Origin of the sequence: Desulfosporosinus orientis DSM 765 (assembly GCF_000235605.1) — a bacterium.
GTDB classification, from domain to species: domain Bacteria; phylum Bacillota; class Desulfitobacteriia; order Desulfitobacteriales; family Desulfitobacteriaceae; genus Desulfosporosinus; species Desulfosporosinus orientis.
Window position 1 is genome coordinate 800,213 of sequence record NC_016584.1, and the last position, 13,418, is coordinate 813,630.

The 13,418-nt window shown below is 41.3% G+C and carries 14 protein-coding genes; 13 read left to right on the forward strand and 1 reads right to left on the reverse strand.

The annotated features are described in order from the left end of the window. Positions 1-26 precede the first annotated feature (26 nt). Positions 27-1,109, reverse strand: coding sequence for an FUSC family protein (locus DESOR_RS03865; RefSeq protein WP_014183299.1), 1,083 nt, complete (start codon positions 1,107-1,109; stop codon positions 27-29). A gap of 271 nt (positions 1,110-1,380) precedes the next feature. Between DESOR_RS03865 and trkA the strand changes: the two genes are divergently transcribed. The 13 genes from trkA (at position 1,381) to DESOR_RS03930 (ending at position 13,405) form a co-directional block, all read left to right on the forward strand. Continuing rightward, the gene (gene trkA / locus DESOR_RS03870) at positions 1,381-2,712 is read left to right on the forward strand and encodes a Trk system potassium transporter TrkA (RefSeq protein WP_014183300.1); all 1,332 of its coding nucleotides are present in this window, start codon (positions 1,381-1,383) and stop codon (positions 2,710-2,712) included. A gap of 14 nt (positions 2,713-2,726) precedes the next feature. Next, the gene (locus DESOR_RS03875) at positions 2,727-4,178 is read left to right on the forward strand and encodes a TrkH family potassium uptake protein (protein ID WP_014183301.1); all 1,452 of its coding nucleotides are present in this window, start codon (positions 2,727-2,729) and stop codon (positions 4,176-4,178) included. 10 nt (positions 4,179-4,188) lie between these two features. Further along, positions 4,189-4,680, forward strand: a complete 492-nt coding sequence (locus DESOR_RS03880) for a GNAT family N-acetyltransferase (protein WP_014183302.1) — start codon at positions 4,189-4,191, stop codon at positions 4,678-4,680. 265 nt (positions 4,681-4,945) lie between these two features. Beyond that, complete coding sequence (locus DESOR_RS03885) at positions 4,946-5,611, forward strand: 4Fe-4S dicluster domain-containing protein (RefSeq protein ID WP_014183303.1); 666 nt, start codon at positions 4,946-4,948, stop codon at positions 5,609-5,611. An 18-nt stretch (positions 5,612-5,629) separates the two neighbouring features. Further along, positions 5,630-6,532: an NrfD/PsrC family molybdoenzyme membrane anchor subunit gene (nrfD, locus tag DESOR_RS03890; RefSeq protein ID WP_014183304.1), complete on the forward strand. Its 903-nt coding sequence runs from the start codon at positions 5,630-5,632 to the stop codon at positions 6,530-6,532. Positions 6,533-6,706: 174 nt separating this feature from the next. Beyond that, positions 6,707-7,336 (forward strand): hypothetical protein, encoded by a 630-nt coding sequence (locus DESOR_RS03895; protein ID WP_014183305.1) that lies wholly within the window; start codon positions 6,707-6,709, stop codon positions 7,334-7,336. A 2-nt stretch (positions 7,337-7,338) separates the two neighbouring features. Next, on the forward strand, positions 7,339-7,947 hold the full coding sequence (locus DESOR_RS03900) for a DsbA family oxidoreductase (protein ID WP_081468467.1): 609 nt from the start codon (positions 7,339-7,341) through the stop codon (positions 7,945-7,947). 82 nt (positions 7,948-8,029) lie between these two features. Further along, positions 8,030-8,740 (forward strand): sulfite reductase subunit beta, encoded by a 711-nt coding sequence (locus tag DESOR_RS03905; protein WP_014183307.1) that lies wholly within the window; start codon positions 8,030-8,032, stop codon positions 8,738-8,740. A 4-nt stretch (positions 8,741-8,744) separates the two neighbouring features. After that, complete coding sequence (locus DESOR_RS03910; protein ID WP_014183308.1) at positions 8,745-9,449, forward strand: futalosine hydrolase; 705 nt, start codon at positions 8,745-8,747, stop codon at positions 9,447-9,449. Beyond that, positions 9,446-10,288, forward strand: a complete 843-nt coding sequence (locus DESOR_RS03915; RefSeq protein WP_014183309.1) for a 1,4-dihydroxy-6-naphtoate synthase — start codon at positions 9,446-9,448, stop codon at positions 10,286-10,288. The genes DESOR_RS03910 and DESOR_RS03915 overlap by 4 nt, the downstream gene beginning before the upstream one ends. A 214-nt stretch (positions 10,289-10,502) precedes the next feature. After that, positions 10,503-10,739, forward strand: a complete 237-nt coding sequence (locus DESOR_RS03920) for an inner spore coat protein D (protein ID WP_014183310.1) — start codon at positions 10,503-10,505, stop codon at positions 10,737-10,739. 202 nt (positions 10,740-10,941) lie between these two features. Continuing rightward, positions 10,942-11,832, forward strand: coding sequence for a uroporphyrinogen decarboxylase family protein (locus DESOR_RS03925; RefSeq protein ID WP_014183311.1), 891 nt, complete (start codon positions 10,942-10,944; stop codon positions 11,830-11,832). A gap of 265 nt (positions 11,833-12,097) precedes the next feature. Next, positions 12,098-13,405, forward strand: a complete 1,308-nt coding sequence (locus DESOR_RS03930; protein WP_014183312.1) for a phenylacetate--CoA ligase family protein — start codon at positions 12,098-12,100, stop codon at positions 13,403-13,405. Positions 13,406-13,418 lie beyond the last annotated feature (13 nt).

Below are 13,418 nucleotides of genomic sequence, written 5' to 3' on the forward strand. Positions count from 1 at the left end.
GTATGTCACACATAGGGCAAACCGTTTTAATGGGAGTGTCTGGCCTTAGCGTATTCCTGGTGGAGCATATTAAGCAAACTTTTAGTACGGCGACCAGCCCAACGAAGTTCGGTGGCCACCACTGATACCTCCATTAAGGCCCGCAAATAAAAGACCCCGTATACTTTGCTATTCCAATTATTAATGGCTTGGTCGAACATCTCCCAATAGAGGATATCTTCCTCATAGGACCCCATACTTTGTTTTTCAGTGATTCCGGTTGTGAGAGAATTGATAAGTTCAGTAAGCTTATCATAGCCAATGGCCATAACACCTAGAATTTCTTTGAATTCAGATGTTATTTCTTGCAACTCAGTTGGAGAATAAGATTCTCTCCTTCTTGTGACCCTTTGTTCTGTCATCTGATTAATGGTTTCTCCTCGTTCGATAAACCCCCGGCAAATTTCTAATAATCGTTCAATAAAAAGGGGATGATCTTTCGGAGTCAGTTCTTCTCGGGCATGTTCATATAGGTTATTCACCTCATCAAGGAGGGCTTTTTGCTTTTCAGAATCTTTTTGTTGATAATAAGTCAGACTTCCAGCATGAATGAAGGCATGAAGGCTTTCTAAGAAGTAATTCGAGGTAACAAGAACGAGAGTTGTAAGGGAATTAATAAATTTGGACTTGTATCTCGGCGGAGCCAAAATTCGGTTGATTACCAAAGCTATGCCCAGGCCGACAAAAATACTCAGAGATCGAGATAAGGCGTGAGTAAGGAAGGTATCTTTGGGAGAATCAAGAATGAAAATTATTGAGACGATTCCCATAACGATTCCGCTTGACCATCCGATCCAGTTACAAACTAGGATCAGAAGAATAGCAGTTATACCAATCAAGAGAGGATTAGTACCGAAGAGTAAACCAATCATTAAAGAAAAGACCACAGCGAGCAAATGGACTCCAATCTGTTGCCAGGCATTATTTAAAGATTTACTTACTGAAGGCTGCATGTTTACGACGGCTGACATGGCTGCAAAGGATGCAGGTTCTATAGAAAACATTTTACAGATAAAAAGTGTGGCTGTGACGGCAAGCCCGGTTTTAAGAGTGCGTGCTCCGATAAGCATGTTATTTCCCGCCTTTGAGATTACTGATTGAAATAGTTTATCACATAATTGGAATTGGCGGTTATTCACTTTAACAATTCAGCCAAAGTATATTGTATTAATCCTCTGAAAGAATTCTTTTTCCTAAAGAAGGAGAAAATGTTGCTTATATGTCCGGATTTGCTCTCAATACAGTTGAAATAAAGGGATTTTGCGATATCTTGCCGAATAGCAGTTGATAGGTTCCTATTGGGCCGTTATTTGGGTAATGGGAAGGAGAAAAACATCGTTTATGCGTATTGTCATTGTTGGTGCAGGAAAAGTAGGATTTAGCTTAGCTCAGCGATTGTCGGAAGAGGGGCATGAAATTACCGTTATTGAGCAGGATGAAGAGCGCCGCCTTATCGTCCAAAACAGTTTGGATGTAATGACGATTAGCGGAAATGGAGCTAGCCCGCAATTTCTCGCCGAATTTGGTTTGTTAAAGGCGGATCTCATGGTGGCAGTTACGGATCGAGATGAAGTCAATATGATTGCCTGTATGGCCGCCAAGCAAGCAGGTATATCTCGAACGATTGCTCGCGTTAGGAATCAGGACTATGCAGGGAAAAATCAGCTTGAATTTAATCGAGCTTTAGGCATAGATTTAACGATTAATCCGGAAATGGTAACTGCTATTGAAATTAGTCGAATTCTTCTTACCCCGGCAGCACTAGATGTTGAAGATTTTGGCGATGGTATGGTACGCTTACTAGAAGTACGCGTTCGGGAAGAGTCGCCTTATGTTAATATTCCTCTAAAACGCTTAACGCTCCCTGATCGAGTGCTTGTTGTAGGTATTCTTCGCCAGAACCGCATGATCATTCCTAAGGGTACGGATTGCTTGTTGCCTCAGGACAGTGTATTTTTTGTCGGTGCCCAAGCTGCTATCGAAAAGTTTAGTGAAGAGTTCTCCGAGAGAAAGACCAAGATTCAAAGAGTTATGATCATTGGTGCCGGGCGTATCGGCAGACACTTGGCAAGAATTTTGGATCATGTTGGCATATCCATCAAAGTCATAGAAAAAAGTCGAGAGCGCTGCAGTGAATTGGCTAAGACCATTGATAAGGGTCTTGTACTCTGTGGTGATGGTACAGACATAGACCTTTTGATCGAAGAGGGGGTTGGGAATTCTGATGCAGTGGTTTGTCTGACCAGTGACGACAAACTGAATTTGTTGCTGGCTCTTCTTGCTAAAGATTTGGGAACTCAAAAAACCATTGTACGTGTTGGACGTTCAGAATATATGTCCCTCATGGGTAAAGTGGGAGTTGACGTAATTCTGTCGCCAAGGCTCTTAACTGCGGGAGTCATTTTGCGTCAAGTTCGTCAAGGTGGAGTGGTTTCAGTATCTCTATTAGAAGGTGCAAAAGCAGAGGCAATGGAAATTGTTGTTTCCAGCAAGTCTTCAATTATTGGCCGTAAGCTTAAAGATACTAAAATACCGGATAATATTTTAATCGGTGCTCTTCTAAGAGGAAATGAGCTCATCATTCCAGACGGCAACACGATCCTTCACGTCGGTGATCGCGTAGTGATTTTCACCCTTCCAAATCTTATCAAAAAAATCAGCAAAATTTTTTAAGGCGGGTTTTTTTAGTGAACTATTCATTTGTAGCAAATATTCTTGGACGTTTGATGATTGCTTATACTGGATTTATGGGAATTCCTTTTGTTGTGGCGGTTATTTATCAGGAAGAGAGTATGTTCTCTTTTGCGCTGTCCCTAATTGTGTCTGTTTTTACAGGACTTGTTTTAAAAACCTTTGGCCAAAAAGAAGGTCGTATGGGTGTTCGAGAAGGGTTCGTTGTGGTTGCCGGGGCATGGTTATTGACAGCTTTGATCGGAGCCTTGCCTTATGCTTTAAGCGGGGCTGTGCCCACCTATCTGGATGGAGTATTTGAAGCCGTTTCCGGTTTCACGACCACTGGAGCAAGTGTTATTGACGCAGTTGAAAGCCTGCCTAAAAGTGTTCTTCTTTGGCGCAGCCTAACTCATTGGCTCGGAGGTATGGGAATTATCGTTTTGTTTATCGTGTTTTTACCCAACATGACCGGTGCCGTTCATCTCTTTAATGCTGAGGTTCCCGGTCCGACTTCTGAAAGGGTTCTTCCCAGAATTCGTGATAATGCACTAAAACTTTGGCAAATCTATTTTGGTTTTACAGTTGTGCAGATAATTCTTTTAATTATAGTGGGTATGAATTGGTTCGATGCTGTCAACCACTCTTTTGCAACCATGGCTACTGGTGGATTTTCAACGAAAAATACGAGTATTGCTTACTACGACAATGTCGGGATAGAACTTATAATTATCATTTTTATGATCATAGCAGGAGGAAATTTTGGCCTTTATTTTCAAGCATGGCGTTCAGGGTTTATGAAAATTATCAAAGATTTGGAATTCCAGTTCTATTTGTTGATTATTGCAGTGTCGACCCTCATCATTGCTTTTAGTTTGTGGCGGAGTATGGGCGTAGAAGGTGGAAATTCTCTGCGTCAGGCGCTTTTTCAGGTTGTTTCCATTATGACTACGACAGGCTTTGCTTCGGCAGATTTTGATAAGTGGCCCGCTGTTTGCAAGATTGTCCTTCTGTGTCTTATGTTTATTGGCGGCAGCGCGGGTTCGACAGCAGGGGGAATAAAAGTATCCAGGATCATTCTTCTTTTCAAACACAGTTGGGCAGAACTGAGAAGGGCAATCCATCCCAAAGCGGTTATTAATGTACGCTTTGCAAAACGAACGGTAGATCCGGTTATGCTCAATACAATATCGGTCTTCTTCTTTCTCTTTTTGTCTATTTTTGCATTTGCCTCATTTCTCCTTGCCGCAACAGGGCTGGAACCCCTTGATGCAATGAGTGCTGTTGTTGTAACTTTGGGAAATGTGGGACCGGGCTTTGGAGTAGTTGGACCTACAACTACCTTTTCTTCTATTAATGCTTTTGGAGAGTGTGTTCTGATTATTTGTATGCTCCTTGGTCGATTGGAGCTTTTCACCTTGTTGGTATTGGTCCAACCAGAATTCTGGCGTAGCCGTAAAGGATGGTAGTATTAGAATTATGGAGATAAGAAAAGCTGAAAAAGAGGATTTTGAGGAAATTTGGTCGATTTTACACGAGGTGTTTTCTAAAGGGGATACGTATACTTTCTCACCCAATATTTCTAAGGAAGAAGCTTTCAGTATTTGGATGGAAGTACCCCTTGTTACGTTTGTGGCAGTGGAAAACCATCGTATTATGGGAACTTATTATCTGAAACCTAATCAACCAACTCTTGGAGCACACGTCTGCAACGCTGGTTATGCAGTAAGAGATGAGGCAAGAGGGAAAGGAATAGGCAGACAGATGTGTTTGCATTCTTTAAATGAAGCTCGAGGTTATGGCTTTAAGGGAATGCAATATAATTGTGTCGTCAGTACTAATCATATAGCTGTAGAATTATGGAAGAAGTGCGGGTTCAGCATCGTTGGAACTCTGCTTAAGGCCTTTAATCATCAGAAAAAAGGGTTTGTAGACGCTTTTGTTATGTATCAATGGCTTGAAATGGATTAACTCTAATATTTATTAAAAAAACGATTAGAGTTGTTTAAAATTTTAAATATGTTATCAACCAGTAACAGACAAGTTGTGTTAATGTTTGTTGCTGGTTTTTTTTAATACATAAATAAGCCTTGTTATCAGCTTAATTGAAAAATATACCATTGAGAACTTTGTCACATTATGTTAGATTATCGTAGAATGAGGGATTTTTTGTCTATTTATTTTCACGCTTGCAGATACGCAAGTTGCGGTAGATTGCGAAAGGAGCTGTAACAAGATGTCTCAAAATAAACGAGTAACGTTATCCCGACGCAGCTTGATAAAAGGCGGAGTTTTACTCGGAACAGTAGCTGCAATCGGTTTTATGCCTGTTAAAATATTGCAGGCTGAAGAAGAAACGGTTGCCTCAAACTCTGAAGGGAAAACCAGTAAACAAATTGGTTTTTGTTATGATGAGGGCAAGTGTATCCGTTGTCAATCATGTGTGAGGATTTGTCAAGAAACTTACCAGTGGGAGACAGAAAATCCTTGGAGACGGCTTCTTCAGAACGACAAAGGTGATGCTTTATCCATGAGCTGCAATCATTGTGCTGATCCTGCTTGCGCCAAAGTTTGTCCGGTTAAAGCCTATACGAAAAGGAAAAGTGACGGTATTGTCGTTCATGATTCCAACAAATGTGTTGGATGCGGATATTGTCTCTATGCCTGTCCTTATCATGCACCCCATATTCAGAAAATGACAGGTGCAGTCTCAAAATGCTCTTTTTGTTACCAGCTGCAGGATGCAGGGTCAAGTCCTAAATGCGTAGGGATTTGCCCTACTCAGGCTTTGACAATGGGAGATATGAAGGAATTATCTAAAAAAGGAAATCTAAATGTTAAAGGGCTTCCTGATCCTAAGATCACGAATCCCTCCATGGTTGTAATACCCAAGGAACAATAAAGAGAGGAGGATTATTTAATGGGACATTGGGGTTGGCTCATTGCTATATACCTTTTTTTAGGAGGTCTTGGTGCCGGCGCTTATCTGACTTCGTTTGCGGCGGAAAAAGGTCTGCTAGGTAAGGCTACTGATTTAAAAAGGGTGGGTTATTATGTTTCTTCACCCCTTGTAGCGTTTGGTGCTTTATTATTAGTCACGGATTTGGGACAAGGGTTAAGAAAACCCTGGCTGATTCTTAACATGTTTTCGAATTTTAGGTCAGTTATGACTTGGGGAATTTATATTCTCTCTGCCTTCATTCTGATCGGATTTATTAAAGCCTACTTTGTCTGGAAAAAGAAACAAACTCCTGGTGCTTTATCATTAGTGGGTGCTGTTCTGGCCGTAGCGACGGCAGCTTATACTGGAATGCTTTTAGCAGTAGTACAAGGGGTTCCTTTCTGGAATTCCTATCTAATGCCTGTCATCTTCGTAGTGTCAGCCCTTTCGACAGGTTTATCCTTAACTTTGTTACTTGCACATTTCTTCGAGAAACACCATACACATGAAGTGTTTGTTTCCAAAGTTCATCTCTGGTTAGTTAGCCTTGAAATTATTTTCCTGGCGGCTTTCTTTGCCCTTATCTATTCGGGTGGGCAAGGGGCTGCGAAATTATCTGCAAACTTACTGCTGATGCAATCTCTTTCCTTACCTTTTTGGGCATTACTCGTTTTCATAGGTTTAATTGGACCCTTGGCATTTTATGTTCTTCAATCCCGCTCTCAAAGCTTTGCTTCTGATGGGCCGCCCCATAGAGTGGATAGGGTTAAAGGCCAATGGATCTCTTTGGTTTGTGACGGAGCAGTTCTAATTGGTGGATTGACCTTGAGATGTTTGATAGTTTTTGCAGCACTTCCGGTTTGGAACGGCTTATTGGGTTAATTGTAATCCTTGAATCTCTGAGGAGGAAAGTTGGACTTTCCTCCTTTTTCTTAGGGTAAGTTGGAGTTTGATCATAAATACGGTATTATTATGAATATGGAAGTTCAAAGTGGTTTGCCTCATTTGGAAAAAATTTAAAATTAATATAGCTCAAGAAAGGCGTGAGATTACAAGATGGTACTTAAAGCACAGCGCATTTACTCTGAACAGTGGAACCTCTCTGAGGAAGATATTAATAGTCTTTTTCCTATTAAAGAATTGGCTGCTGAAATCGGCAAGGATCCTGGCATAAAGGTGCTGCGTGATGATGAGATAAGGCTGCAGTATCCGGGACAATATAATATTTCTGTTCAGGCAAGGGCCTATAATCAGAGGCTTGTGGAGCTTTTGCAGGAATATTACAGTAATCATAGCAATAGTCCGGAGCTTGCTGCATTACTGGGTGTAGAATTGCCGCAGATAATGTGGGTGGATACATTAGGTTATGAAGAACCCATTATTAGCTTGCATATATCAAAACTCAACAAACAAGAAGTATTCATTAATGATATTGTATTAGTTAAAAATGAGGACTATGATCTTTTGAGTGAAGGAGTTATTGATACTGTGCTCAATAACTTGAGAAAATTTGCTAAAAAGCAAGGAGCTAAGTACTTATCAGGATATGCCGCTAATCGCAGCACTCTGAATCTTTTGAAAAGCAAAGGGTTTGAGGAAGATAAGAGAGAAACTAATGGCAATGATTATTTATGGAGATTAGCTTCTATCAGAGGTGAACAATTGCCCTTCTATGAAGAGCTGTAATCATGACAAATAAGATAATTGTTTTCTCGGATTTTTTGTGACCTTTTTGTATGATAGGGAAAGTCCCCCTTGACCAGTTGGCCAAGGACAAAAATCTAAGCATTGAGTGGAAGGCTTATGAGTTGAGGCCGGAGGATATTGAACTTCCCGAAAAATCTCCGGAATATGTAAAGAAGGCGAAAAAGGGCCTTGAAGCATTAGGGAAAAAGCACGGACTCTATATGACCTTTAATGAAAAGAGCAAACATTCAAGATTAGCTTTAGAAGGTTCTAAGTATGCAGAAGAAAAAGGGTATGGCAACGCATATCATGATGCTGTCTTCGCTGCCCAATTTCAAGAACAAAAAGATATTAATGATTTACAAGTTTTAACAGAGTTGGCTGAACAGATAGGATTGGACAAACAAGAGTTTAGAGAAGTTCTTGTCGGGAGACGATATAAAGAAGCTGTGAGCCAAGATGTTGAAGAAGCTATGCAGCTTGGAATTCAAAGTGTTCCTTGTTTCATAGTCGATGGACGTGCTATCCATGGGGCTCAGAGTTATGAAGCTCTTGAAAAATTTTTTCAGGGTATAGAAAATGGATTTCCTCTGGATATCAATGGATTGTAATAATGATTTCAGAAACTTGGGTAAGAAAAAGTGTGAGAGGAGAAGGTTAGAATTTTCCAAGTTATTTTAACCGGGTATTAAAATGACATTAACTGACGACGATAAGAAGGTATTAAAAGGTCGAGGATTTATCTCCTATAAAGACGGCATCCATTTCTCTTGCAGAGTTATGATTGAAGCAGGGAGATTAACTGCACAGGAATCTCGTAAGATTACAGATATATGCGAGAAATATGGCAGAGGTTACTTTACTCTAACTCAGCGCTTAAATGTAGAGATTCCTTGGCTGAAGTATCAGGATCTGGAAAGTGTCGCTAGAGAACTTAAGGAAGCGGGTTTATCCAGCGGAAGCACTGGAATGAGGGCCAGACCTGCTCTTACCTGTAAAGGAGATGTATGTCAGGTCAGCCTTTTTAATACCGAAGAAGTTGCTCGGCAAATTAATGAAAAGTTTTATCGCGGAAAATATGATGTTACTTTGCCCAACAAATTTCGTGTTACGATAAGCGGATGCAGAAACGGCTGCTCTAAGCCCCAGATTGGCTGTATCGGCCTGCTAGGGCGTAAGCCGGGTCAAGTTGCTATTTTCATCGGAGGAATGTTTGCCAAAGAACAGTTCATTGGTAAAGAATTACCGGGTTTATATTCTATTGATGAGGCCCTAGAGGTTATTGACAAGGCTATGGAGTATTATAGAGAAAATGGGCTCAAAGGCGAACGCTTTGCTAAAACAGTAGAGAGAATTGGTTTTGACACTGTGGCAAGCTATTTAACTCTTAAAGCGAGGGAGTAATTACTTGAGCTTTGAAGCAAACTATAACCAATTTACAGATTTCATTCCTTGGAGTCAGCAATCCCCATTACGGGTATTAGTTGTGACTGCTGCCTTGCCGGAGCGGGATGCCGTATTACGGGGACTAAAGAGTGACCCGAGGTTTGAGGTTTTGTTAGGCGGCGTGGGGCCTGTTGCAGCGGGAGTGAATACGAGCAGAGCATTAGCTGCAGCTAATTACAATTTAGTGATCAGTGCAGGTTTTGCCGGAGGTTTTCCGAACAGAGCTGAGGTAGGTTCTGTTGTGGTAGGGACAGAGATCGTTGCTGCTGACTTAGGGGCAGAGACACCGGAAGGGTTTAGCAGCTTGAATGAATTAGGATTTGGTTCGACTTGTATCCGGACAGACAAGGGTTTAGTAGACTATGTTACCAAAGCATTAGTTAAAGCTAAGCTGAGAGTATTCAATGGCCCGGTGCTTACAGTTTCGACAGTTACCGGCACAGCTGAGACTGCAAAAGAAATGATGGCTCGAATCCCCAGAGCTGCTGCTGAAGCCATGGAAGGGTATGGAGTGGGATTTGCCGCTTTAGATCAGGGATTGCCCGTAATAGAAGTTAGGGCAATCTCAAACATGGTGGGTCCGCGCAATCGTTCTGCATGGCGGATAAGAGAAGCTCTTGAAGTCTTGGAAGCCGTTTTTCAAGTTTTATCGGAGGTTTCAATATGAAAGTTACATTTTCACCTTGTCCTAATGATACATTTGTCTTTCATGCCTGGGTACACGGTTTAATACCGGGGGCTCCTAAGATTGATGTGACTTATGCCGATATTGATATTACGAACAATTTAGCCGCCGGCCCTAATGGACCGGATATTGTTAAGATTTCCTATGCTGCCCTGCCTTGGGTTTTGTCAGAGTATGCCTTGCTGCCTTGTGGGGGCGCTTTGGGGAAAGGGTGTGGCCCTCTATTGCTGACTTCTGACAGGTCAGACAGTATCAATCCGGCAAAGCTGCATACGAGTCGAGTTGCTGTTCCCAGCGTACGATCCACTGCTTATTTACTTTTTCGCCTATGGGCAGCGCAAAACGTTCCAGGTGGGATAGGAGAGATTATAGTTCTTCCCTTTCATGAGATCATGCCGGCTGTTCGCGACGGGTTGGTGGATGCTGGACTTGTTATTCATGAGGCGCGTTTTACGTATCCTTCATTCGGCTTGATGCAAATGGTCGATTTAGGGAATTGGTGGGAGAAAGAGACGGACCTGCCGATTCCGCTGGGAGCAATCATTGCTAGGCGAAGGTTAGACCTATCAGAAATTACACACTGGATTCAGGCATCAGTCAGATATGCCTGGGCTCATCCCATGGAATCAAAGGATTATGTACTGCAGCACAGTCAGGAGCTATCCTCTGAAGTGACTCAAGCCCATATTAAGCTTTATGTTAATAACTACACCGAAAATATCGGCAAGACAGGTTATAAAGCAGTGGGGACTCTTTTGACGAGAGCTGCTCAAGAAGGGCTAGTTCCAGAGGTGGACTTAAAAGAGCTTAATTTATTCTAATCTAAAATAAGTAAAGACATTTCTTACAAGCGTTCCTTGTTTCAGAGCGCTTGTTTTTTTGTGTTGAGGGGATATGATACTGCCTCTGTTGAAGTTGGACAAAAGTTGGACTATATCTTTGAATTAATAGTGAAAAAAATTTCAGCAAAGGATGGAATGATATACCAATAGAACCATTAAACGCATATAGTGAAGTTAAGGAGGTGAGTTTCTAATGAGTGGTTATGGATGTAAACCAATTTGTTGTCCCCCGCAATATTGTGTAAGAGATTCTTATTATCAGCGTGCTATCCCTGTAATTCATCCTGTTGTGACAATTAACCGTCAAAATATTATCGATGTGCCTCAGCATTACTATCAGCCAATTTCAAGAAACGTCGTTGTTAACCAAGGTTTCCAAGGTCAAGGTTATTCAGCTCAAGGCTTCCTTGGCAGGGGCTATAGAATGTAATGATCGTCTTTTCTTTTAGAAAATAATGACTATGAAGGCCACGCTCTGCAAAGCGTGGCTTGTATATTTTAGAAATAAACTGATTAGAAAGACTTGTCTGGTATTAATGATCTTAAACGATTATAATGTCATTTAATCGGAGTAATTTGTGCAAAACTGTTAGCCTTTCAGAATACTACAGAAAAAGGAAGTCGGTTTTAAAATGAAAAGAATTGAAAGAATATTAGCAGCTGTTCGTTTTGACAGTATGGATCGTTTACCCAAAGGGGAATTTTACCTTGAAGATGAATTTATTACGGAGTTATTAAGTCTGAAGAAAGCGGTGACCTTCGAGGATCGAGCCCAAGCCTGTGAACTGTGCGGGCTGGATGCGTTGGCTTTTTCTCCTCTTGAAGAGGAAGACGAAAATAATCGAGTTTGGAAAAACATTGAAACCTGGCGCAAAGAGACAGATTTTTTTATTTTCGCCATAATTGACGGTCCATTTCAGGGAACAGCAAAACTCTTCTCTTCCTTTACAGATTATTTGTTAGCGATTGCCAAGTCAGATCCCATCATCCCGGATTTAATCAGTAAGTCAGTAAGAATAAATACTGAACTAGGGCTTAAAGCCTTGGTGTCGGGGGCTAATGGAATCATTGTTGCTGATGATATTGCGTACAAAGGTGGAACTTTTATTTCTCCTAAAGCCCTGAAAAAGGATTTTTTTCCCGGACTAAAGAAACAAGTTCACGTGTTAAAAGAACAGAATCCTCCTGTCTTCTTCCATGCTGACGGAGATTTATTGCCTGTGATGGATGATCTCCTTGATTCAGGTATTAACGGTTTGCATTCTCTGGATTTTTCGTCACTTGAAGATATCACAAAAGTCAGAATGGCAACAGAACATAAGCTTTGTTTAATGGGTGGATACGATCTGGGTTGGTTTGAAGCAGAAAATCGGATTGAGAAAGCTTTGGAATTAATCAAAGCTGCTTCTCTCCAGGATTTGAATGGCGGATACATTTTTGGAAGCAGCGCAGGAATTCTTGGGAATACCCTTTCGGCGAAACAAGTACTTCCGGTATATCAATGGTTAAATAACGTTTCTTGATCTGATAAAATCCTAGACAATTAGATAATTGTTCGTTAGAATGTAAAATGTAGAAGATCTGTGAGCTCTTTCACAGATGTAGTAAAGTAGTAATTTTGCTGATATGTTTGATAAATAATAGAACATTGTTAGAACGGAAGGATGGTTGAATATGATGTATTCAATGCTTATATATAATAGCTATCCTTTTTGTGGTAGCTATTTTTATTTTAACTGATCTATAAAGAACTATTGGAAATCTCCAAAGAAATGAGGTTGATTCAATTTGATCTGGGATGTTGAACACGAATGTATGAGCCGCAGCAGGCTCGAGGAATTGCAGCTTGAGCGTTTGAAATGGACAGTTAACAGGGTATATAGTAAAGTGCCTCATTATCGAGAGAAATTTGAAAAATTAGGGATTGTTCCTGAAGGGATTAAATCTGTAAATGATCTTAAGTACTTGCCCTTCACAACTAAAGAAGATTTAAGAAACAATTATCCTTTTGGACTTTTCGCTGTACCGCAAAAGGAAGTGGTTCGAGTTCATGCTTCATCGGGGACGACGGGTCGTCCAGTGGTCGTGGGCTATACAGCGAATGATCTGAATACCTGGACTGATTTAACGGCGCGAATGGTGAGCTTAGCAGGTGTCACTTCGGAAGATGTTGCTCAGATAGCCTTTAACTATGGCCTTTTTACAGGAGGGTTCGGACTGCATTATGGACTTGAGCGTGCAGGGGCCCTAGTCGTGCCAGTCTCTGGAGGAAATACAGAACGGCAGCTTATGTTGATGAAAGATTTTGGCACGACAGTGCTTATATCAACACCCAGTTATTCCCTCTATATTGCTGAAGTAGCAGAAAAGATGGGTATTGATATCTCTTCATTAAAGTTGAAAATCGGGCTGTTCGGAGGAGAACCTTGGACTGAGGAAATGCGTAAGGAGATTGAATCCAGGCTTAACATTATTGCTACGGACAATTACGGATTAAGTGAAGTTATGGGCCCGGGGGTTGCTGGAGAATGCAACTGTAAATGCGGGCATCATATTGCGGAGGACCATTTTATTGTCGAGACAATTGATCCGGAGACGGGAGAAGTGCTTGAACCCGGTGAGGAGGGAGAATTGGTATTCACATCTTTAACGAAAGAGGCCTTTCCTGTTATTCGTTTTAGGACAAAAGACATTTCCCGTATTACCCAAGATGTTTGTCAGTGTGGCCGAAGCACTGCGCGGATGCGTAAAATTGTTGGCCGTACCGATGATATGCTGATCATTCGAGGGGTTAATGTTTTTCCTTCCCAGATTGAAAGTGTTCTTATGACCATTGATGGAATTGGTCCCCACTATCTGATTAATGTTCATAGGCGAAACTTTCTCGATGAATTGGAAGTTGTTGTAGAACTGACTCGTGAAGATTTGCTCGAACCCTACTCAAAATTAGAGGACTTTTCAAGCTATATTCGCCAAAAGCTCCATAGTGTTTTGTCTATTAATGTGCGTTTGAAAATTGTTCAGCCGGGAACCCTGGAACGTGGTGCAGGCAAAGCCAAACGGGTCTTTGATTATCGAAATCAGCCTACAGCGTAGATTAATATTGCCT

Coding starts and splice junctions, on each gene's coding strand:
- DESOR_RS03905 (WP_014183307.1), top strand. CDS start 8,030: ATGACATTAACTGACGACGATAAGAAGGTATTAAAAGGTCGAGGATTT.
- nrfD (WP_014183304.1), top strand. CDS start 5,630: ATGGGACATTGGGGTTGGCTCATTGCTATATACCTTTTTTTAGGAGGT.
- trkA (WP_014183300.1), top strand. CDS start 1,381: ATGCGTATTGTCATTGTTGGTGCAGGAAAAGTAGGATTTAGCTTAGCT.
- DESOR_RS03880 (WP_014183302.1), top strand. CDS start 4,189: ATGGAGATAAGAAAAGCTGAAAAAGAGGATTTTGAGGAAATTTGGTCG.
- DESOR_RS03920 (WP_014183310.1), top strand. CDS start 10,503: ATGAGTGGTTATGGATGTAAACCAATTTGTTGTCCCCCGCAATATTGT.
- DESOR_RS03885 (WP_014183303.1), top strand. CDS start 4,946: ATGTCTCAAAATAAACGAGTAACGTTATCCCGACGCAGCTTGATAAAA.
- DESOR_RS03895 (WP_014183305.1), top strand. CDS start 6,707: ATGGTACTTAAAGCACAGCGCATTTACTCTGAACAGTGGAACCTCTCT.
- DESOR_RS03915 (WP_014183309.1), top strand. CDS start 9,446: ATGAAAGTTACATTTTCACCTTGTCCTAATGATACATTTGTCTTTCAT.
- DESOR_RS03925 (WP_014183311.1), top strand. CDS start 10,942: ATGAAAAGAATTGAAAGAATATTAGCAGCTGTTCGTTTTGACAGTATG.
- DESOR_RS03865 (WP_014183299.1), bottom strand. CDS start 1,109: ATGCTTATCGGAGCACGCACTCTTAAAACCGGGCTTGCCGTCACAGCC.